13 protein-coding genes and 3 rRNA genes are annotated in these 20,926 nt (G+C 67.8%); 3 read left to right on the top strand and 13 right to left on the bottom strand.

Annotated features, from left to right (window positions below; all coding sequences use genetic code 11):
- Window positions 1-678, bottom strand: a complete 678-nt coding sequence (gene mtrA / locus ACWY4P_RS32425) for a two-component system response regulator MtrA (RefSeq protein ID WP_014061181.1) — start codon at window positions 676-678, stop codon at window positions 1-3.
- Complete coding sequence (gene mtnA / locus ACWY4P_RS32420) at window positions 675-1,832, bottom strand: S-methyl-5-thioribose-1-phosphate isomerase (RefSeq protein WP_456204064.1); 1,158 nt, start codon at window positions 1,830-1,832, stop codon at window positions 675-677. The genes mtrA and mtnA overlap by 4 nt, the downstream gene beginning before the upstream one ends.
- Window positions 1,833-1,995: 163 nt before the next feature.
- Between mtnA and ACWY4P_RS32415 the strand changes: the two genes are divergently transcribed.
- Window positions 1,996-3,345 (top strand): glycerophosphoryl diester phosphodiesterase membrane domain-containing protein, encoded by a 1,350-nt coding sequence (locus ACWY4P_RS32415; protein ID WP_456204063.1) that lies wholly within the window; start codon window positions 1,996-1,998, stop codon window positions 3,343-3,345.
- 52 nt (window positions 3,346-3,397) lie between these two features.
- On the opposite strand, the gene rrf is transcribed toward ACWY4P_RS32415, so the two are convergent.
- The 5 genes from rrf to ahcY all read right to left on the bottom strand — a co-directional run bounded on the left by rrf (window position 3,398) and on the right by ahcY (window position 11,481).
- Window positions 3,398-3,514: ribosomal RNA gene (rrf, locus tag ACWY4P_RS32410) — 5S ribosomal RNA — on the bottom strand.
- 80 nt (window positions 3,515-3,594) lie between these two features.
- Window positions 3,595-6,715 (bottom strand): 23S ribosomal RNA (locus tag ACWY4P_RS32405).
- Window positions 6,716-7,004: 289 nt separating this feature from the next.
- Window positions 7,005-8,532 (bottom strand): 16S ribosomal RNA (locus ACWY4P_RS32400).
- The 16S, 23S and 5S rRNA genes sit together here, the layout of an rRNA operon.
- A 712-nt stretch (window positions 8,533-9,244) precedes the next feature.
- Window positions 9,245-9,883 (bottom strand): hypothetical protein, encoded by a 639-nt coding sequence (locus ACWY4P_RS32395; RefSeq protein WP_456204061.1) that lies wholly within the window; start codon window positions 9,881-9,883, stop codon window positions 9,245-9,247.
- Between the two features lie 140 nt (window positions 9,884-10,023).
- On the bottom strand, window positions 10,024-11,481 hold the full coding sequence (gene ahcY / locus ACWY4P_RS32390) for an adenosylhomocysteinase (RefSeq protein ID WP_456204059.1): 1,458 nt from the start codon (window positions 11,479-11,481) through the stop codon (window positions 10,024-10,026).
- Window positions 11,482-11,911: 430 nt separating this feature from the next.
- Here ahcY and ACWY4P_RS32385 point away from each other — a divergent pair, with 430 nt between their 5' ends.
- Window positions 11,912-14,050 (top strand): fructose-specific PTS transporter subunit EIIC, encoded by a 2,139-nt coding sequence (locus ACWY4P_RS32385; protein ID WP_456204057.1) that lies wholly within the window; start codon window positions 11,912-11,914, stop codon window positions 14,048-14,050.
- 104 nt (window positions 14,051-14,154) lie between these two features.
- Here the strand turns inward: ACWY4P_RS32385 and ACWY4P_RS32380 are convergent, their stop codons facing one another.
- The 6 genes from ACWY4P_RS32380 to ACWY4P_RS32355 form a co-directional block, all read right to left on the bottom strand.
- Window positions 14,155-15,075 carry a cation diffusion facilitator family transporter gene (locus ACWY4P_RS32380; RefSeq protein ID WP_456204056.1) on the bottom strand — a complete coding sequence of 307 codons (921 nt, stop codon included), beginning with the start codon at window positions 15,073-15,075 and terminating at the stop codon, window positions 14,155-14,157.
- A gap of 96 nt (window positions 15,076-15,171) precedes the next feature.
- Window positions 15,172-16,404, bottom strand: coding sequence for a mannose-6-phosphate isomerase, class I (gene manA, locus ACWY4P_RS32375; RefSeq protein ID WP_456204055.1), 1,233 nt, complete (start codon window positions 16,402-16,404; stop codon window positions 15,172-15,174).
- Between the two features lie 46 nt (window positions 16,405-16,450).
- Window positions 16,451-17,671 (bottom strand): SIS domain-containing protein, encoded by a 1,221-nt coding sequence (locus ACWY4P_RS32370; RefSeq protein ID WP_456204054.1) that lies wholly within the window; start codon window positions 17,669-17,671, stop codon window positions 16,451-16,453.
- A gap of 64 nt (window positions 17,672-17,735) precedes the next feature.
- On the bottom strand, window positions 17,736-17,918 hold the full coding sequence (locus ACWY4P_RS32365; RefSeq protein ID WP_456204053.1) for a Trm112 family protein: 183 nt from the start codon (window positions 17,916-17,918) through the stop codon (window positions 17,736-17,738).
- Window positions 17,919-18,078: 160 nt separating this feature from the next.
- Window positions 18,079-19,437, bottom strand: a complete 1,359-nt coding sequence (locus ACWY4P_RS32360) for a phosphomannomutase/phosphoglucomutase (protein ID WP_456204052.1) — start codon at window positions 19,435-19,437, stop codon at window positions 18,079-18,081.
- Window positions 19,438-19,622: 185 nt separating this feature from the next.
- Entirely contained in the window at window positions 19,623-20,057 is a 435-nt protein-coding gene (locus tag ACWY4P_RS32355; protein WP_456204050.1) for a DUF3499 domain-containing protein, read from the bottom strand.
- A gap of 447 nt (window positions 20,058-20,504) precedes the next feature.
- Here ACWY4P_RS32355 and ACWY4P_RS32350 point away from each other — a divergent pair, with 447 nt between their 5' ends.
- A complete protein-coding gene (locus ACWY4P_RS32350) occupies window positions 20,505-20,900 on the top strand; it encodes a metallopeptidase family protein (RefSeq protein WP_456213138.1) in 396 nt (131 codons plus the stop codon).
- The last annotated feature ends 26 nt before the right edge of the window (window positions 20,901-20,926 follow it).

The following is a 20,926-nucleotide window of genomic DNA, read 5'->3' as shown; positions in this document are numbered from 1 at the left end:
TCAGCTGGGCCCGGCCTTGTAGCCGACGCCGCGCACGGTCACCACGATCTCCGGCCGCTCCGGGTCCTTCTCGACCTTCGAGCGCAGCCGCTGCACATGCACATTGACCAGCCGGGTGTCGGCGGCATGCCGATAGCCCCACACCTGCTCGAGCAGCACCTCACGGGTGAAGACCTGCCACGGCTTGCGCGCCAGCGCGACCAGCAGATCGAACTCCAGCGGCGTCAGCGCTATCGACTGGCCGTCCCGCTTCACCGAGTGGCCGGCCACGTCGATCACCAGATCGCCGATGGCCAGCTGCTCCGGCGCCGGTTCCTCCGACCGCCGCAGCCGCGCGCGGATCCGTGCCACCAACTCCTTCGGTTTGAACGGCTTGACGATGTAGTCATCCGCTCCTGACTCCAGCCCGACCACCACATCGACCGTGTCGCTCTTGGCGGTCAGCATGACGATCGGCACCCCGGACTCGGCCCGGATCAGCCGGCACACCTCGATGCCGTCCCTCCCGGGGAGCATGAGGTCGAGCAGTACCAGATCCGGCTTGGTCTCGCGGAAAGCGGCGAGAGCCTTGTCGCCGTCCGACACGAACGACGGTTCAAAGCCTTCGCCGCGCAGCACGATGCCAAGCATCTCTGCCAGTGCGGTGTCGTCGTCGACGACAAGGACGCGTCCCTTCATATCGACATCATCCCATTACCCGATCGTGACCTGGCGCACAGCTCCGCGATGGCGTCCGCGGTGACGGGCGAGACGGCCCCTGCCTCGGTGACGATGGCCGTCACCAACTCCGGTGGCGTGACGTCGAAAGCCGGGTTGTAGGCCTGTGTGCCCAGCGGCGCGACCGGTATCCCGGTGCCCGCTTGCGCCCCCGCGGCCGGAGCATAGGGGACTGTGATGTCCGTCACTTCATGCCCGGGGCGCTGCTCGACCTCGATCGACGCGCCGTCCGGGGTGGCCAGGTCCAGCGTGGTGGTCGGGGCCACCACGACGAACGGCACATGGTGGTAGCGGGCCAGCACCGCGAGCGGATAGCTGCCGACCTTGTTGGCCACCGAGCCGTCCGCGGCTATCCGGTCCGCGCCGATCAGGACCGCGTCCACCTCTCCCGCCGCGAACAGCGAGCCCGCCGCGTTGTCGGTGAGCAGCGTGTACGCCATGCCCGCGCGGGCCGCCTCGTACGCGGTCAGCCGCGCGCCCTGTAGCAGCGGGCGGGTCTCGTCCACCCACAGCCGCCGCAGCTGCCCGGCGCGGTGCACCGCCGCGGCCACGGCCAGGGCGGTCCCCCCGCCGCCGGAGACCAGCGCACCGGTGTTGCAGTGGGTCAGGATGCGGTAGCCGCCCGCGGGCAGCAGTTCGCCGAGGAGGGCCAGACCGTGCTCGGCCATCCGCTCGCTGGCCTCGGCGTCCTCCCGGTGCAGCGCGCGAGCCTCGGCGAGGGCCGCGGCCGCGGCCCCCTCGGCGTCCGCCCCGCCCTTGGCCGCCGCGTGGTACGCGGCGGCGGCGCGGCGCACCCCGTAGCCGAGGTTGACGGCCGTGGGCCGGGCGTGCGCGAGCGACTCGGCGGCCTCGTCCACATCGAAGCCGCGCACCGCGGCGAGGGCGACGCCGTAGGCCCCGGCGATACCGAGCAGCGGGGCACCCCGGACGGCGAGCGAGCGGATCGCCTCCACCAGCACCGGCACATCGGTGCACACCAACTCGACCTCTTCGGCGGGAAGTCGCGTCTGGTCCAGGATCACCAGCACGGGACCTTCCGGCGGTTCCTCCCAGCGCAAGGCGAGGGCGGCGGACGATACGACGGTGTCCCGGTCCCCTGAGTCCTGATCAGCCATTCGTCCAGTCTGCCCTCTGTGACCCCAAGTATTGAAGTGGTTCGCCACGCCGGACGCCCACCGTCCGGCCGGGTACCCCGTGGCACGATGACTGGCAACTGGCCGCCGCCACACCCGCGACAGCCCGACGACCGCCCTTACGGGCCGACCTTACGGAGCGACGATGAACGACTCTCCGGGCTGGGCACCGCCCGGACCGTCCCCCACCGACGAACCGCACCAGCACCCCCAGCCGCCAGGCGCCCCGGCCGACCAGACCGCACAGAGCCCGGCCGAACCGAGCCCGGACCCCGTCCTGCCCGACCAGCCCGGGCCGGACAACCGCCCTGTGGCCGGCCAAGGGACGACGGACCGACCCTTGTGGGGCGCGAAGTGGGCGGAGCGGCAACCGCCCGCGGGGCGCTGGGGGGCGCACTCCGGCGGCGCCCCCACGCCGCCACCCGCCCCGCCGACAGGCCCGGCGGGTCCGGCGGGTCCGGGCGGCGGTCCTGCCGGCCCTGCCTCGTACGGACATTGGGGGGCCGGCTGGACACAGCCGCCGCCCGCGCCCCGGCCCGGGGTGATCCCGCTACGGCCCCTGGGCGTCGGCGAGGTCCTCGACGGGGCGGTGTCCACCCTGCGCGCCCACTGGCGGCCGGCGCTCGGCGTCTCCCTCGTCGTCGCCCTCGTCACCCAGGCCGTGGCCACGGCCGCCACCGGACTGTGGTTCCGGGACTCGAACGGGCTCGACGCGCTCGACAACGACCCGAGCCCGACCGCGCGAGAGGCACTGGGCACCCTCGGCCACACCCTGGAGGGCAGCGCGGTCCCCTTGGCGGCCGGAGTCCTCGGCACCATCGTCACCACGGCCTTGCTGACGATCGTGGTCGGCCGGGCCGTGCTGGGGCGGTCGGTGTCGCCCGGCGAGGTGTGGCGCGACGCCCGCCCGCGCCTGCTCCAGCTGTGCGGCCTGCTGCTCCTGTTGCCCGCACTCGTGGCCGCCGCCTTCGCCGCCGGCCTGGCGCCGGGACTTCTGCTCGTCGCCGCCGGAGCGGACAGCGAGGGCGCGGCGCTGGCCCTGCTGGGCGGGCTCGGTGCAATGGCCGCCGCCCTGTGGCTCTGGATCCGCTACAGCCTCGCCGCGCCCGCCCTGATGCTGGAGAAGCGGGGCCTCAGCGCGGCCATGCGCCGCTCCGCCAAACTCGTACGTGGCGCATGGTGGCGCATGCTCGGCATCCAGCTCCTCGCGCTTCTCATCGCCTTTGTCGTCTCCGCCGTCGTCGAGATCCCGACCAGCATCGTCGGCATGGCCGTCGGCGGCGACAATGCGATGGACTGGCTGTCCGGCGAGTCCGTCTCCGTCAGCTGGACATTTCTGGTGACCATCGGAATCGGCGGGGTCATCGCCTCGACCATCACCTTGCCGATCAGCGCGGGTGTCACTGCGCTCCTTTACGTGGATCAGCGCATCCGCCATGAGGCCCTCGACCTGGAGCTCGCCCGTACCGCCGGGGGCCCGGACCACGACAAATAAAAAAGCCTCGGTCCCGAGTATCTTTCGATACTCGGGACCGAGGCTAAAAATTGTTCGGCGGCGTCCTACTCTCCCACAGGGTCCCCCCTGCAGTACCATCGGCGCTGAAAGGCTTAGCTTCCGGGTTCGAAATGTAACCGGGCGTTTCCCTAACGCAATAACCACCGAAACACTATGAAGAAAACAACCAGAACCCTCGCAGGGCTCAATGGTCGTTACTTCAGAACAACACAGTGGACGCGAGCAACTGAGGACAAGCCCTCGGCCTATTAGTACCAGTCAACTCCACCGGTCACCCGGCTTCCATATCTGGCCTATCAACCCAGTCGTCTACTGGGAGCCTTACCCCATCAAGTGGGTGGGAGCCCTCATCTCGAAGCAGGCTTCCCGCTTAGATGCTTTCAGCGGTTATCCCTCCCGAACGTAGCCAACCAGCCATGCCCTTGGCAGGACAACTGGCACACCAGAGGTTCGTCCGTCCCGGTCCTCTCGTACTAGGGACAGCCCTTCTCAAGACTCCTACGCGCACAGCGGATAGGGACCGAACTGTCTCACGACGTTCTAAACCCAGCTCGCGTACCGCTTTAATGGGCGAACAGCCCAACCCTTGGGACCGACTCCAGCCCCAGGATGCGACGAGCCGACATCGAGGTGCCAAACCATCCCGTCGATATGGACTCTTGGGGAAGATCAGCCTGTTATCCCCGGGGTACCTTTTATCCGTTGAGCGACGGCGCTTCCACAAGCCACCGCCGGATCACTAGTCCCGACTTTCGTCCCTGCTCGACCCGTCGGTCTCACAGTCAAGCTCCCTTGTGCACTTACACTCAACACCTGATTGCCAACCAGGCTGAGGGAACCTTTGGGCGCCTCCGTTACTCTTTAGGAGGCAACCGCCCCAGTTAAACTACCCACCAGACACTGTCCCTGATCCGGATCACGGACCCAGGTTAGACATCCAGCACGACCAGAGTGGTATTTCAACAATGACTCCACCATGACTGGCGTCACAGCTTCACAGTCTCCCACCTATCCTACACAAGCCGAACCGAACACCAATATCAAGCTATAGTAAAGGTCCCGGGGTCTTTCCGTCCTGCTGCGCGAAACGAGCATCTTTACTCGTAATGCAATTTCACCGGGCCTATGGTTGAGACAGTCGAGAAGTCGTTACGCCATTCGTGCAGGTCGGAACTTACCCGACAAGGAATTTCGCTACCTTAGGATGGTTATAGTTACCACCGCCGTTTACTGGCGCTTAAGTTCTCAGCTTCGCCACACCGAAATGTGACTAACCGGTCCCCTTAACGTTCCAGCACCGGGCAGGCGTCAGTCCGTATACATCGCCTTACGGCTTCGCACGGACCTGTGTTTTTAGTAAACAGTCGCTTCTCGCTGGTCTCTGCGGCCACCACCAGCTCCGAGCGCAAAGCTCATCACCAGCAATGGCCCCCCTTCTCCCGAAGTTACGGGGGCATTTTGCCGAGTTCCTTAACCATAGTTCACCCGAACGCCTCGGTATTCTCTACCTGACCACCTGAGTCGGTTTAGGGTACGGGCCGCCATGAAACTCGCTAGAGGCTTTTCTCGACAGCATAGGATCATCCACTTCACCACAATCGGCTCGGCATCAGGTCTCACCCCTTATGAGGGACGGATTTACCTACCCCTCGGGCTACACCCTTACCCCGGGACAACCACCGCCCGGGCTGGACTACCTTCCTGCGTCACCCCATCACTCACCTAATACAGGTCTGGTCCGTCGGCTCCACCACTCCCCTTCACCCGAAGGATCCAGGGCGGCTTCACGGACTTAGCATCGCCTGGTTCAGCGCTGGCGCTTCAAAGCGGGTACCGGAATATCAACCGGTTGTCCATCGACTACGCCTGTCGGCCTCGCCTTAGGTCCCGACTTACCCTGGGCAGATCAGCTTGACCCAGGAACCCTTAGTCAATCGGCGCACACGTTTCCCACGTGTGAATCGCTACTCATGCCTGCATTCTCACTCGTGAACCGTCCACAACTCGCTTCCGCGGCTGCTTCACCCGGCACACGACGCTCCCCTACCCATCACAACAGCCGTTAGGCCTTATGCTGCAATGACACGACTTCGGCGGTACGCTTGAGCCCCGCTACATTGTCGGCGCGGAATCACTTGACCAGTGAGCTATTACGCACTCTTTCAAGGATGGCTGCTTCTAAGCCAACCTCCTGGTTGTCTCTGCGACTCCACATCCTTTCCCACTTAGCGCACGCTTAGGGGCCTTAGTCGATGCTCTGGGCTGTTTCCCTCTCGACCATGGAGCTTATCCCCCACAGTCTCACTGCCGCGCTCTCACTTACCGGCATTCGGAGTTTGGCTAAGGTCAGTAACCCGGTAGGGCCCATCGCCTATCCAGTGCTCTACCTCCGGCAAGAAACACACGACGCTGCACCTAAATGCATTTCGGGGAGAACCAGCTATCACGGAGTTTGATTGGCCTTTCACCCCTAACCACAGGTCATCCCCCAGGTTTTCAACCCTGGTGGGTTCGGTCCTCCACGAAGTCTTACCTCCGCTTCAACCTGCCCATGGCTAGATCACTCCGCTTCGGGTCTTGGGCGCGCTACTCAACCGCCCTATTCGGACTCGCTTTCGCTACGGCTACCCCACACGGGTTAACCTCGCAACACACCGCAAACTCGCAGGCTCATTCTTCAAAAGGCACGCAGTCACGACGCAAGAACAAAGTCCTTGCGCGACGCTCCCACGGCTTGTAGGCACACGGTTTCAGGTACTATTTCACTCCGCTCCCGCGGTACTTTTCACCATTCCCTCACGGTACTATCCGCTATCGGTCACCAGGGAATATTTAGGCTTAGCGGGTGGTCCCGCCAGATTCACACGGGATTTCTCGGGCCCCGTGCTACTTGGGAAATACACAAGAGAGCCGTCATGATTTCAGCTACGGGGGTCTTACCCTCTACGCCGGGCCTTTCGCATGCCCTTCGCCTATCACAACGGTTTCTGACTCTCCGACCAGCCGGCAGACTGATCAAGCACACTCCCACAACCCCGTATGCGCAACCCCTGCCGGGTATCACACACATACGGTTTAGCCTCATCCGGTTTCGCTCGCCACTACTCCCGGAATCACGGTTGTTTTCTCTTCCTGCGGGTACTGAGATGTTTCACTTCCCCGCGTTCCCTCCACATACCCTATGTGTTCAGGTATGGGTGACAGCCCATGACGACTGCCGGGTTTCCCCATTCGGACACCCCCGGATCAAAGCTCGGTTGACAGCTCCCCGGGGCCTATCGCGGCCTCCCACGTCCTTCATCGGTTCCTGGTGCCAAGGCATCCACCGTGCGCCCTTAAAAACTTGGCCACAGATGCTCGCGTCCACTGTGCAGTTCTCAAGCAACGACCAGCCACCCGTCACCCACCCACAATCAGGGCAGTTCACCGGGACCGGCGTCAATGAGGAAGCAGGCTCTCGCCCGTGCCCTCAGACACCCAACAGCGTGCCCGACACAACCCGATGATCAAAACCCTGTTCCACGCCCCCGAAGGAGCAGTACTAGAGGCTTTCACACCTGACTGTGCCGAGTAGTCAACGTTCCACCCATGAGCAACCGTGCGAGTCATGCGCTCGCAGTCGGCTATGTGCTCCTTAGAAAGGAGGTGATCCAGCCGCACCTTCCGGTACGGCTACCTTGTTACGACTTCGTCCCAATCGCCAGTCCCACCTTCGACGACTCCCTCCCACAAGGGGTTGGGCCACCGGCTTCGGGTGTTACCGACTTTCGTGACGTGACGGGCGGTGTGTACAAGGCCCGGGAACGTATTCACCGCAGCAATGCTGATCTGCGATTACTAGCGACTCCGACTTCATGGGGTCGAGTTGCAGACCCCAATCCGAACTGAGACCGGCTTTTTGAGATTCGCTCCACCTCACGGTATCGCAGCTCATTGTACCGGCCATTGTAGCACGTGTGCAGCCCAAGACATAAGGGGCATGATGACTTGACGTCGTCCCCACCTTCCTCCGAGTTGACCCCGGCAGTCTCCTGTGAGTCCCCATCACCCCGAAAGGCATGCTGGCAACACAGAACAAGGGTTGCGCTCGTTGCGGGACTTAACCCAACATCTCACGACACGAGCTGACGACAGCCATGCACCACCTGTACACCGACCACAAGGGGGCACCCATCTCTGGATGTTTCCGGCGTATGTCAAGCCTTGGTAAGGTTCTTCGCGTTGCGTCGAATTAAGCCACATGCTCCGCCGCTTGTGCGGGCCCCCGTCAATTCCTTTGAGTTTTAGCCTTGCGGCCGTACTCCCCAGGCGGGGAACTTAATGCGTTAGCTGCGGCACGGACGACGTGGAATGTCGCCCACACCTAGTTCCCAACGTTTACGGCGTGGACTACCAGGGTATCTAATCCTGTTCGCTCCCCACGCTTTCGCTCCTCAGCGTCAGTATCGGCCCAGAGATCCGCCTTCGCCACCGGTGTTCCTCCTGATATCTGCGCATTTCACCGCTACACCAGGAATTCCGATCTCCCCTACCGAACTCTAGCCTGCCCGTATCGAATGCAGACCCGGGGTTAAGCCCCGGGCTTTCACATCCGACGTGACAAGCCGCCTACGAGCTCTTTACGCCCAATAATTCCGGACAACGCTTGCGCCCTACGTATTACCGCGGCTGCTGGCACGTAGTTAGCCGGCGCTTCTTCTGCAGGTACCGTCACTTTCGCTTCTTCCCTGCTGAAAGAGGTTTACAACCCGAAGGCCGTCATCCCTCACGCGGCGTCGCTGCATCAGGCTTTCGCCCATTGTGCAATATTCCCCACTGCTGCCTCCCGTAGGAGTCTGGGCCGTGTCTCAGTCCCAGTGTGGCCGGTCGCCCTCTCAGGCCGGCTACCCGTCGTCGCCTTGGTAGGCCATCACCCCACCAACAAGCTGATAGGCCGCGGGCTCATCCTGCACCGCCGGAGCTTTCCACCCAGTAAGATGCCTCACCAGGTAATATCCGGTATTAGACCCCGTTTCCAGGGCTTGTCCCAGAGTGCAGGGCAGATTGCCCACGTGTTACTCACCCGTTCGCCACTAATCCCCAGCCGAAGCCGGTTCATCGTTCGACTTGCATGTGTTAAGCACGCCGCCAGCGTTCGTCCTGAGCCAGGATCAAACTCTCCGTGAATGCTTCCGGGCTATCCCGGCAACACCACGAGAGCGGAGCGGAACCGGAGGAATAATCCAGCCCGCTCACAGCGTCCTCGCTGTGTGTTTTCTTCAAAGGAACCTCGTCCGACCAAACCGATCCGGATTGAACCGGCCGATCGTACGGGGTATCAACATATCTGGCGTTGACTTTTGGCACGCTGTTGAGTTCTCAAGGAACGGACGCTTCCTTCGAAACCGTTTCACCGGTTTCTCCGGGCGCTTCCCTTCGGTGTTTCCAACCTTACCAGATCCGTTTTCCGTTCCGTTCCCGGTCCGGATTTCCATTTCTGGTGGCCGATTGGAGTGGCCTTTGCCTTTCGGCTGTTTCGACTTTAGCAGACTCGCATCGGCCGACCTAATCGGCTTCGCGATTCCTACGGGATCGAAAGTGCCTCGCTCGAATCGGAATTCAGAGCCCAGGCGATCTTGGTGCTAACGGTTGCCTACGCGCAAACCCTGCACGCCGCAACCGTTAAAACCTACCTCCCCCGACAGCCCCCGTCAAGGGGCCTGGGCGAGATGAGCACAGTAGCAGGTCAGAGGGGGTCCATGCACAACGCGCCACGCGTAGTGGGCGGTGCGTCGACCCGGTGTCTCGACGTCTGCGCGACGTCTCGACCATCCAGACGTCTCGACCATCCATATGAAGCAACCAGCGACTGTCTTTGTAACTCCGCAGGAGCCGGGGGTCAAGCGTCCGGTTCAGGGAGGGGTTCAGAGAAGGACGACGGTGGGTTCTCGAGATCTTCGAGCTCGATTCCCGGCGCCGCCAGCACCACGTCACCCGCGATGTGGACCGAGTGCCGCTCACCCGTGTCGAGGGCGGTGACCTGGTACTCGTCCACGGTCAGCAGGCCGGTGTCGGTCGGGTGTGCCGCCCTGTCCAGCAGGGCCCAGGACTGGTCGAGGGTACGGGGCGCGAGGACGGGGGCGGTGAAGGCGACGAGGCGGACGCGGGTGGCGGGGGCGCCCGGGGCGAGGTGCAGCAGGCGGGCCGTGGCGATCAGGAAGGCCGGCGAGGTGCCGGTGAAGGCATGGGCGGCGACATTGCCCTCCGCCGCTTGCTCTCCGGCCGGGTCGGTACGGACCCAGGTGACGCCGTCCAGCGCCGCGCCGCGGACACGCCAGCTCGCGGCGTTCAGCTCCAGGCGGAGGGGGCGGCCGAGCTCGTCGAGGGTGAGGTCCACGGAGCCGCCGTGATCGCCGGAGGGGGTGGTGAGCTGTGAGACATAGCGCCAGCCGGAGGGTCCGGTCGCGCAGTGGAAGTGCTCCTCGCCGAGCGGGGTGTGATCGTGCGGGTCGTGGAGGGAGTAACGGCCGCGGGGCATGGTCTTGGTCCTTGACTGACGTGCGAAGAGCCCGCCCCGGCCGAACCGGCCCGGGCGGGCCCTGGGCCCCCGCCGAGGCGGGGGCCGGCTACCGGCTGCTGGTGTGATCAGTAGCTGATCGGCAGGCGATCAGTAGGTGATCAGTAGCGGTAGTGGTCGGGCTTGTACGGGCCCTCGACCGGGACGCCGATGTAGGCGGCCTGCTCCGGGCGGAGCGTGGTCAGCTTGGCGCCGAGGGCGTCCAGGTGGAGCCGGGCGACCTTCTCGTCCAGGTGCTTGGGCAGCACATAGACGTCGGTCGGGTAGGACTCCGGCTTGGTGAAGAGCTCGATCTGGGCGATGGTCTGGTTCGCGAAGGAGTTGGACATCACGAACGACGGGTGACCGGTCGCGTTGCCCAGGTTCAGCAGACGGCCCTCGGACAGCACGATGATCGTCTTGCCGTCGGCGAACGTCCAGGTGTGGACCTGCGGCTTGACCTCGTCCTTGACGACGCCGGGGATCGCGGCGAGACCGGCCATGTCGATCTCGTTGTCGAAGTGGCCGATGTTCCCGACGATCGCCTGGTGCTTCATCTTGGCCATGTCGGAGGCCATGATGATGTCCTTGTTGCCGGTCGTGGTGATGAAGATGTCCGCGGTCTCCACCACGTCGTCCAGGGTGGCGACCTGGTAGCCGTCCATCGCCGCCTGCAGTGCGCAGATGGGGTCGATCTCGGTGATGATGACCCGGGCGCCCTGGCCGCGCAGCGACTCGGCGCAGCCCTTGCCCACGTCGCCGTAGCCGCAGATGACCGCGACCTTGCCGCCGATCAGCACGTCGGTGGCACGGTTGATGCCGTCGACCAGGGAGTGGCGGCAGCCGTACTTGTTGTCGAACTTCGACTTGGTGACGGCGTCGTTCACGTTGATCGCCGGGAAGAGCAGCGTTCCGTCCCGGTGCATCTCGTACAGGCGGTGGACGCCCGTGGTGGTCTCCTCGGTCACGCCGCGGATCTCCGAGGCGAGCTGCGTCCACTTCTGCGGGCTCTCCGCGAGGGTGCGGTTCAGCAGCTCCAGGATGACGCGGTGCTCCTCGTTCTCCGCGGTGGAGACGTCCGGGGCGGCGCCGGCCTTCTCGTACTCGACGCCCTTGTGGACCAGGAGAGTGGCGTCACCGCCGTCGTCCAGGATCATGTTCGGGCCGCCGGTGGCGGTGCCCGGCCAGGTCAGCGCCTGCTCCGTGCACCACCAGTACTCCTCCAGGGTCTCGCCCTTCCAGGCGAAGACCGGGATGCCCTGCGGGTCCTCGGAGGTGCCGTTCGGACCGACGGCGATCGCGGCCGCCGCGTGGTCCTGGGTGGAGAAGATGTTGCAGGAGGCCCAGCGGACCTGCGCGCCGAGCGCGGCCAGGGTCTCGATCAGGACCGCGGTCTGCACCGTCATGTGCAGCGAGCCGGTGATCCGGGCGCCCGCGAGCGGCTGGTCGGCGGCGTACTCCCGGCGGATCGCCATCAGACCGGGCATCTCGTGCTCGGCGAGGGTGATCTCCTTGCGGCCGAAGGCGGCCAGGGACAGGTCAGCGACCTTGAAGTCCTGACCGGAGACGGCATTCGTCATGTGCTGCTCCTCATCGATCGGTGTCGAGCGAGAGTGGTTTCGGCTGGGCATGCGACAGCGATCCCCCGGCACCATGGACACATGGGCACGGGCCGGACACACGGGTCCCCTGCTCGCAGTGCGCAGTCCGTCGGAGGCCCTCTCTCCCTCGGCCGGTCCGCGGAGCGGACCGCCCGACCGCCATCAGCAGCGACGTCTGGCTCGGTCACGAATCTACACCGATCGGCGCAGCGAGCCCCAGTCCATGGCCGCTTTCTTCAATCCGTGGACGCTTTCTTCGGCCGGTTCTCGGGCACGATCACGGAGGCCGGGGTTCCGGCGGATTGCCGACCCGGGTTCTGATCCGGTCCGCACCTCTTGCAGGATGCGTTCGGCGCGGGGACCCTTGCACCTTCCCGCGCTCGCTCAACGCGCTTCAAAGGAGAACCACGTGACCAGTCCAGCCGATCCCCCCAACGGCGCGGGGGCCAGCGGACCAGGGCTCAAGCTGCTCGCCGTGACCGCCTGCCCGACCGGCATCGCGCATACCTATATGGCCGCGGAAAAGCTGGCCCAGGCCGCGGAGTCGCTCGGGCACGCCATGAAGGTGGAGACACAAGGCTCGATCGGGGCCGAGAACGTACTCTCTGACAACGATGTCAGAGATGCGGACGGCATCATCATCGCCGCGGACAAGGACGTCGACCGCAGCCGGTTCGTCGGCAAGAGGGTGCTTGTCGTCGGCGTCGCGGAGGGCATTCACCACCCCGAGCGGCTGATCGAGCAGGTCCGCGGCGCGCCGGTGTACGGCGGGGACGGCTCCGCCGCGGGTGCGGGCTCGGCGGGCAGCGGTGGCGCGGGGGGCTCCGCCGGCGGCAAGGGGCGCGGCATCACGTACAAGGCCCTGATGAACGGGGTCTCGTACATGATCCCGTTCGTCGTGGTCGGCGGGCTGCTGATCGCGGTCTCGCTCGCGCTGGGCGGCGACACGACGCCCAAGGGGATCGTCATCCCCGACGACTCCTTCTGGAAGTCCGTCAACGACATCGGCGTGATCGGCTTCCAGCTGATGATCCCGGTGCTCTCCGGCTATATCGCCTATGCGATCGCCGACCGGCCGGCGCTGGTGCCCGGCATGGTCGGCGGCTGGATCGCGGCGCACGGCGAGCTGTACGACAGCGAGGCGGGCGCCGGGTTCATCGGCGCGATCGTCACCGGCTTCCTGGCCGGGTATCTGGTGCGCTGGATCAAGATGGTCAAGGTGCCCAAGTTCGTCCAGCCGATCATGCCGATCATCGTGATCCCGATCGTGGCGACCTCGGCGCTCGGCCTGTTCTTCATCTATGTGCTCGGCGAGCCGATCTCGTGGGTTTTCGAAAACCTCACCGACTGGCTCGGCGGGCTGACCGGCACCAGCGCGGCGCTGCTCGGCACGATCCTCGGCCTGATGATCGCGTTCGACATGGGCGGTCCGGTCAACAAGACCGCCTTCCTCTTCGGCGCCGGCCTGGTCTCCAAAAACCCCGAGGTCATGGGGATGTGCGCGGCGGCCATTCCGGTCCCGCCGCTGGGTCAGGGGCTGGCCACGCTCATCCGCCGCCGGATGTTCGACGACCAGGAGCGGGAGACCGGCCTGGCCGCGCTGTTCATGGGCTTCTTCGGAATCACCGAGGGCGCCATCCCGTTCGCCGCGGCGCGCCCGGCGCGGGTCATCCCGGCGAACATGCTCGGCGGCGCGGTCGCCGGTGCGGTGGCGGGGCTGGCGTCGGTCGAGGACAACGTGCCGCACGGCGGTCCGATCGTGGCCCTGCTCGGGGCGGTCGGCGGGGTGCCGATGTTCTTCGTCGCCGTCGTGATCGGTACGGCGGCCACGGCGGTCACGACCATCGCGCTGATGTCGCTCGGCAGGGGTGCCGCCCAGGGCGACGACGAGACTTCGCGGCCGGGCGCGGCCGGCGGCGCCGGCGTTCCCGCGCCGGCGCCCACGCCTGCGCCTGAGCCGGCGCTGGTGGGGGTCGCGGCGGAGGGGTCGGCCGCGGGGGCGCCTGCGGCCGCTCCTGCCGCTCCTGCCGCTCCTGCCGCTTCTGCCGCTCCTGCCGCAGCGTCCGAGGTGGATCCGGCGGAACGGGCGGATCAGGTGCTGTCCGGATATCTGACCGGGCAGACCGTACGGGAGCGGCTGGCGGCGGACGGCAAGGAGGCCGCCATACGCGAGATGGCCGAGCTGCTCGCCACCTCCGGCAAGGTCGCCGATGTGGCGGAGCTGGTCCGGGCGGCGCTGGCCCGCGAGGAGCAGGGCACGACCGGCCTCGGCGAGGAGATCGCGATCCCGCACGCCAAGACGGACGCGGTGACCGAGCCCGTCATCGGCTTCGCGCGGTCGCCGGAGGGCATCGAGTGGGGCGCGCTGGACGGCACGAAAGCCAAGCTGGTGTTCATGATCGCGGTGCCGGAGGCGGCGGCCGGAGATGAGCACTTGCGGATCTTGGCGCTGCTCTCGCGGAAGCTGATGAGTGCGGAGTTCCGGGAGCGGTTGCTGGGGGCGGCGGACGAGGCGGCGATTCTGCGGGTGCTCGGCGAGATCGAGTAGCTCGCGGATCCGCTCGCCCCGGCCGGAGACGACGTCGGCCTTCGCGCCCGCGGTGCGGGGGCGAAGGCCGACGTCGTCTGTGGGGAGCGGGCGCCGCGAGGCGCTTACGCGGAGGTGGTGCGCAGGATGTCCGGCTCCAGGTAGATCACGCGGGCGATGGGGACCGCCTCGCGGATGCGGGCCTCCGCCGCGTCGATCGCGCGGGCGACCTCTGCCGCCGTGTCGTCGTGCTGGACCGCGACCTTGGCGGCGACCAGCAGCTCCTCCGGGCCCAGGTGGAGCGTGCGCATGTGGATCAGGCCGGTGACCGTCTCACCGTCCACGACGGCCTCGCGGATCTTGGCGACCTGGTCCACGTCCGCGGCCTCGCCGAGCAGCAGGGACTTCGTCTCGGCCGCAAGCACGAGGGCGATCACGACCAGGAGCACGCCGATGCAGACCGTACCGATACCGTCCCACACGCCGTCGCCGGTGATCACCGCGAGGCCGACGCCACCGAGCGCGAGGACCAGGCCGACCAGGGCGCCGAGGTCCTCCAGCAGGACGACCGGCAGCTCGGGGGCCTTGGCCCGGCGTACGAACTGCGACCAGGACAGCTTGCCGCGGATCTCGTTCGATTCCTTGATCGCGGTACGGAAGGAGAAGCCCTCCGCGATGATCGCGAAGACGAGCACACCGACCGGCCAGTACCAGTGCTCCAGGTCGTGCGGGTTCTTGATCTTCTCGTAGCCCTCGTAGAGGGCGAAGACGCCGCCGATGGAGAAAAGGATGATGGAGACCAGGAAGCCGTAGATGTAGCGCTCCCGGCCATAGCCGAAGGGGTGCTCCGGGGTCGCCTCGCGCTTGGCCTTCTTGCCGCCGAGCAGCAGCAGGCCCTGGTTGCCCGAGTCGGCGAGCGAGTGCACGCCCTCGGCGAGCATCGACGACGAGCCGCTGAACGCGAACGCCACGAACTTGGCTACGGCGATGGCCAGGTTGGCGCCCAGCGCGGCAACAATCGCCTTGGTTCCGCCCGATGCACTCATTTTGTGCCGAATGTCCCTTCCGTCGCACGGCAGCTTTGCCGTTGCTTTACTGCGTCACGGCGGGCCATTGTTGCAGCCCCGCCAAACGGCGGTGCGTCAGGCGGCGACTGTGGCCCGGAACACAGTGCCGGGCCCGGACAGCGCCACGGCCTCACCCGCCGACACGAAGGCCGACTCCCCCTGCGCCAGCCGCAGTTCGGCCGCCTCGCCGCCGTCTCCGCCGTCGCCACCGTCTGCGCCGTTCCCGTGCAGCACCGCCGTGCCCGAGGCGCACAGCAGGATCTGGGGGGTACGGGAGGGCAGTGGGCGCGGGCCGGTCCCCTCGGCCAGGACGTAGCGCGAGAGCCGGAACTCGTCGATCGGGGTGGTGTACACCTCCTCGCCCGAGGAATCCGCCTCAGGACGGAGCACACCGGGCGCCTCGCTCTCGAAGCGGACGATGCGCAGCAGTTCGGGGACGTCGATGTGCTTGGGGGTCAGGCCGCATCGCAGCACGTTGTCGGAGTTGGCCATGATCTCGACGCCGAGGCCGTCGAGATAGGCGTGCGGCACACCCGCGCCGAGGTAGAGCGCCTCGCCCGGCTGAAGCTGTACGTAGTTGAGCAGCATCGCGGCGATCACGCCGGGGTCGCCCGGGTAGTGCCGGGCGATGGAGGCGTACGCGCGGTACGCGGGGGCGTGCGTTCCGCCCTGCGCGCCGAGCCGTTCGGCGGCGGCAGCGGCCAGGTGGACGGTGTCCGCCATCGCCTCGCGGTCGGCGGACAGTACGGCGGTGAGCACCTCGCGCAGCGCGTGCGACTCCGGGTGGGCGTGCAGGATGTCCACGTACGGCTTGAGCGAGTTCACCTCAAGGGCGGCCAGCAGCCCGGCGGCCTCGTCAGCGTCGCGGAAGCCGCACAGCCCGGCGAAGGGGGTGAGCGCGCATATGAGTTCGGGCTTGTGGTTGCCGTCCTTGTAGTTGCGGTGGGCGGCGTCGATGGGGACGCCGCGCGCCTCCTCGTCCGCGAAGCCCGCCTCGGCCTGGGCCAGGTCGGGGTGCACCTGGAGCGAGAGCGGCGAGGCGGCGGCGAGCACCTTGAGCAGGAACGGCAGCCGCGGCCCGAAGTGGCGTACGGCGTCCGGGCCGAGCTCGCTCTCCGGGTCGGCGGCGATCACGTCGGAGAGGGCCACCGGGCCCTCGCCGCGGTCCACGCGGGACGGCGCCCCGGGATGCGCCCCCATCCACAGCTCGGCCTGCGGCTCGCCCGTCGGCTCCGTGCCCAGCAGCTCGGGGATGGCGGTGGCGGAGCCCCAGGCGTAGGGGCGGATGGTGTTGACGAGGCGGTCCATGCGGTGCGGTTCCTGACTGTACGTACGGAAGGACGGGATTACTCCGTCATGGTCTCTCCGCTGAGGCGAGCGCCAGGTAAACGGCGGTGAAATCCGTGATGGCGAGAAGCTCCGCCGCGTTCTCCAGCACGCCGCCCCCGCCCGGTTCGAGCTCGCTGAGCGCCGTGTCGTGGGCGAGCGCGAGCTCCCGGGCGGTCGGCACGGCCGAGAGCGCGCCCACCTTTTCGTCGTACAAGAGCACAACCCTGGCCCGCAGCGCCTCGGCCTCCTCCACCCGGTCGCGGAAGAAGTCGTCGGGGTCGGCGCCGCCGGCGAGCGACCCGGCCAGCAGCGTGCTGTGGGCGGCGAGCGCCCCGGGCAGCTCGGCGACGAGCGCGGGGCGCCCGGCGAGCAGCGCGAGCAGGCTCGCGAAGCGCCGCCCGGCGGCAGCCGCGACCGGCCCCTCGGTCCACAGCAGCGGCAGCGAGCCGGCGAGCTCGGCGGCGAGGGCCTTGGCGGGGTTGGTGTAGGTGGCGATGGCCGGGCCGCAGCGCTCGGCGACCTGGTCCAGCCGGTCAGCCACCTGCTGGAGCACGCTGGGCGGGGCGGCCACCAGGCCGATGCGGTCGACGAGGACCAGCAGCGGGGTGAGCAGCGCCCACAGGGTGCCCGGCAGGGCGGGCCCCGTCACCTCGTCCGGCGCCGTGCCCGTCGGTTCCGTGTGCTGCCCTTCGGTCTGCGGGGACCCGGCGGGGGCGGGCGGCGCCGTGTCGTACGGCGCCGAGTTGTTGTCCGGGCCGGTGGCCAGCGGGACCGTCAGCCCGCGCGCCTGTTCGACGGCGGCGGACAGCGGGGAGTGCGCGGGCGCGACCGCGACGATCGAGCAGCCCCGCCGGTACGCCTGCTCGACCAGCGGCGGCAGCCCCGGCTCCGCACCGTCCGGCGTGACGAGCAGCAGCAGGTCGAGCGGGCCCGCCCAGCCGGGCAGCGTCCAGCGCAGCGCGCCCGGGGCGGGCGCCACGCCCATCGGCGCGATCAGGCTGACCGGGCAGTTGTTCCCGCTGAGGGCGCCGAGGAGGTCGGCGGTGCAGCTCCCCGCCGCGCCCGGGCCCGCGACCAGGACGGCGCGCGGCCGGCCGTCCGGCTTGAGGTTGGCGACCCCTGACTCGGCGGCGTACCGGGCCGCGGTGCGCACCCGGGCGCCGGATCCCGCCGCCCCGCGCAGCAGCCCGCGGGTGTCTGCGCGGGCGAGGGCTTCGGGGGCGTCGAGGAGGGATTCGTCGAGCATGGTGCTTCGGCCTCCGATCACCGTGGGCGGGGCGGTGCGGTGCGGGAACTGCGCGGGATGCCCGTCAGGCCGGGCGGCGCGCCTCGTCGACGAGCAGCACCGGGATGTCGTCCCGGACCGGGTAGGCGAGGCCGCACCCCTTGCCCGTGCACACCAGCTCGGGTGTCTCCGGCCCCTGTTCCTCGCGCAGCGCCGCGTGGCACGCCGGGCAGGCGAGGATGTCCAGCAGACCGGCTTCGAGCGGCATGGGGTGTCGTCCCTTCGGTTTGAGTCCAGCGCAGTCAGCGTACCGCCGGGGAGGGAGCGGCGCGGCAGCGCGCCCCCTCCCCCTCTTTAGGCTGAACCAGCTTCTTTTAGATTGAATCGGGCCCGGCCCGCCGGCGAACCGAGCCCGGGGAAAAGGGCGCTCAGGCGCGGACGATGGCCAGGACCTCGTCGCGGACGCGGGCCACGGTTGCCGAGTCGCGCGCCTCCACGTTGAGGCGCAGCAGCGGCTCGGTGTTGGAGGGGCGGAGGTTGAACCACCAGTCGGCGGCCGTCACGGTCAGCCCGTCCAGCTCGTCGAGCTCGACGTCGTCGCGCCCCTCGTGCGCGGTCTTGACCGCGGCCATGCGCCCGGCCTGGTCGTCCACGACGCTGTTGATCTCGCCGGAGGCGGCGTACCGGTCGTACGCGGCGACCAGCTGCGACAGCGGGCGGTCCTGCTCGCCGAGGGCGGCCAGGACGTGGAGGGCGGCCAGCATGCCGGTGTCGGCGTTCCAGAAGTCGCGGAAGTAGTAGTGCGCGGAGTGCTCGCCGCCGAAGATCGCGCCGGTGCGGGCCATCTCGGCCTTGATGAAGGAGTGCCCGACGCGGGTGCGGACCGGGGTGCCGCCGTGCTCCTTGACGACCTCGGGTACCGACCACGAGGTGATGCAGTTGTGGATGACCGTCCCGCCCGGGTGCTTGGCCAGCTCGCGGGCGGCCACCAGGGCGGTGATCGCGGACGGGGAGACCGGCTCGCCGCGCTCGTCGACGACGAAGCAGCGGTCGGCGTCGCCGTCGAAGGCGAGGCCGATGTCGGCGCCGGTCTCGCGGACGCGCGCCTGGAGGTCGACGATGTTCTTGGGGTCGAGCGGGTTGGCCTCGTGGTTGGGGAAGGTGCCGTCCAGCTCGAAGTACATCGGGTCCAGCTCGACGGGGAGCCCGTCGAAGACGGTGGGGACGGTGTGGCCGCCCATGCCGTTGCCCGCGTCGACGACGGCCTTGAGGGGGCGGATGCCGGTGAGGTCGACGAGCGAGCGCAGGTGGGCGCTGTAGTCGTCGAGTACGTCCCGCTGGGTGATCGTGCCGCGGTCGGCGACCGGGTCGGGCGCGCCGCCCGCGGACCACTCCTCGACCAGGGCGCGGATCTCCGTGAGCCCGGTGTCCTGGCCGATGGGGGCGGCGCCCGCGCGGCACATCTTGATGCCGTTGTACTGGGCGGGGTTGTGGCTGGCCGTGAACATCGCGCCGGGCAGGCCGAGGTGACCGCTGGCGAAGTAGAGCTGGTCGGTCGAACACAGGCCGATCTCGGTCACATCCGCGCCGAGGGCGGCGGCCCCGGTCGCGAAGGCCCGCGACAGGCCCGGCGAGGAGGGGCGCATGTCATGGCCGACGACGATCGCACGCGCGCCGGTCACCCGGGCGAAGGCGGCGCCGAACAGCTCGGCGAGCGGCTCGTTCAACTGGTCCGGGACCACACCGCGCACGTCGTACGCCTTCACGATCTGCGACAAGTCGGTCACAGCAGTCCCTTCTCGAGGTCTCTACTTCTGGAGGTCTCTGCGTTTTGGGCGCTCAGAGCCTCTCGGAGGCTTCTGGACTTCAAAACCTACCCGCATGGCCTGGGGGACAACTGTGAAGCCCGTCGCGCGGCGCGCTCAGGGTGGCATGCGGCCGGAAGCGCGTGGGAGAGCCGCCGGACAGGGGCTCAGGAGTCGGGCGAGCGCAGGACCCTCAGGTGGCCACGGCGGGAGACCTCTCTCGGGTCGCCCTCCCGGCCGCTCGACCCCGGGCCCGACGGCCCGCCGGGCGGGCGCTCATGGGGGCGGGCCGCCTCGCGCACGGCGTTGGCGAGCGCCTCCAGGTCGTCACCGCTGGGGCGGGGCGGGCCGGTGTCGACGGCGAGCCTGACGACTTCCCAGCCGCGCGGAGCGGTCAGCCGCTCGGAGTGCTCGGAGCACAGGTCGTAGCAGTGCGGCTCGGCATAGGTGGCGAGCGGCCCGAGGACTGCGGTCGAGTCCGCGTAGACGTACGTCAGCGTCGCGACGGCGGGGCGGCCGCACGCGGTGCGCGAACAGCGACGTACAGGGCTCACGACGTTGGACGGTACCGCACTCTTGAGCGGGCCGCGACGACTCTCCACCAGCTCACTCCGCCGTGTCGTCACGATTCGCCCCGTGCGTCCCATACGTGAACATCGGCGCTGACCAGCGCGGACTCCGACGGGGGGCGATGACCGGCGGGAACGAATCCGGTCACGGCTCGATCCGATATAGATCATCTTGCGTCAGAAAGCCGTCTCAAGAGGCGACTGTTTTTGGGCGGAAGCATGGCCGGAATGTTCATTCGGCGACATGAACGGCGACAGGAGTGGCGGCGTTCATGGAGGCGTTCATGTCGGCGTTCATGGCGGCGTTCATGGCGGCACGAGAGCGGCCTCGGCTCGACGAGGGCGCGGGCAACGGACGCACTGTCCGGTAAGCGCGTGCCCAGGGGGCGGTGACGGCTACCCTCATGAGTGATGACCAGGCCCGTACCACCCCACCAGTCCGAGCCGCGCCCGCGCCGCCGCGATCGGCACGGGCGTGGGATGCGCGGTCCGATCGCGCCGCCACAGGTGCCGCTCTCGGTCAGCCGCGCGGAGTCCTTCGTGGACCTCGTCCAGGAGTCCGCGGAACGGCTGGAGAGACGCTGGCCCCAGCTGTCCGCCGTCGACTTCGCCGTGCTCGATGTGCCGACCCTGAGCGGACACGGCGGCCGGGACGGCTGGGACGGCTGGGACGGCGAATCCGTGCCGCTCGGCCGGTTCATCGCCGCACGCGGCGACAGCCCGGACCGCATCGTGATCTACCGCCGCCCGGTCGAGATCCGCGCCAAGACCCGGGACGAGCGCGCGCTGCTCGTCCACGAGGTCGTCGTCGAGCAGGTCGCCGAGCTGCTCGGGCTCGCCCCGGAGCTGGTGGACCCGCGCTACGGGCAGGACTGAGCGGCGCTCGCTGCCTCCCGTCGCAG

Source organism: Streptomyces sp. LZ34 (assembly GCF_053890475.1).
This window is presented reverse-complemented; position numbering and strand designations above follow the sequence as displayed.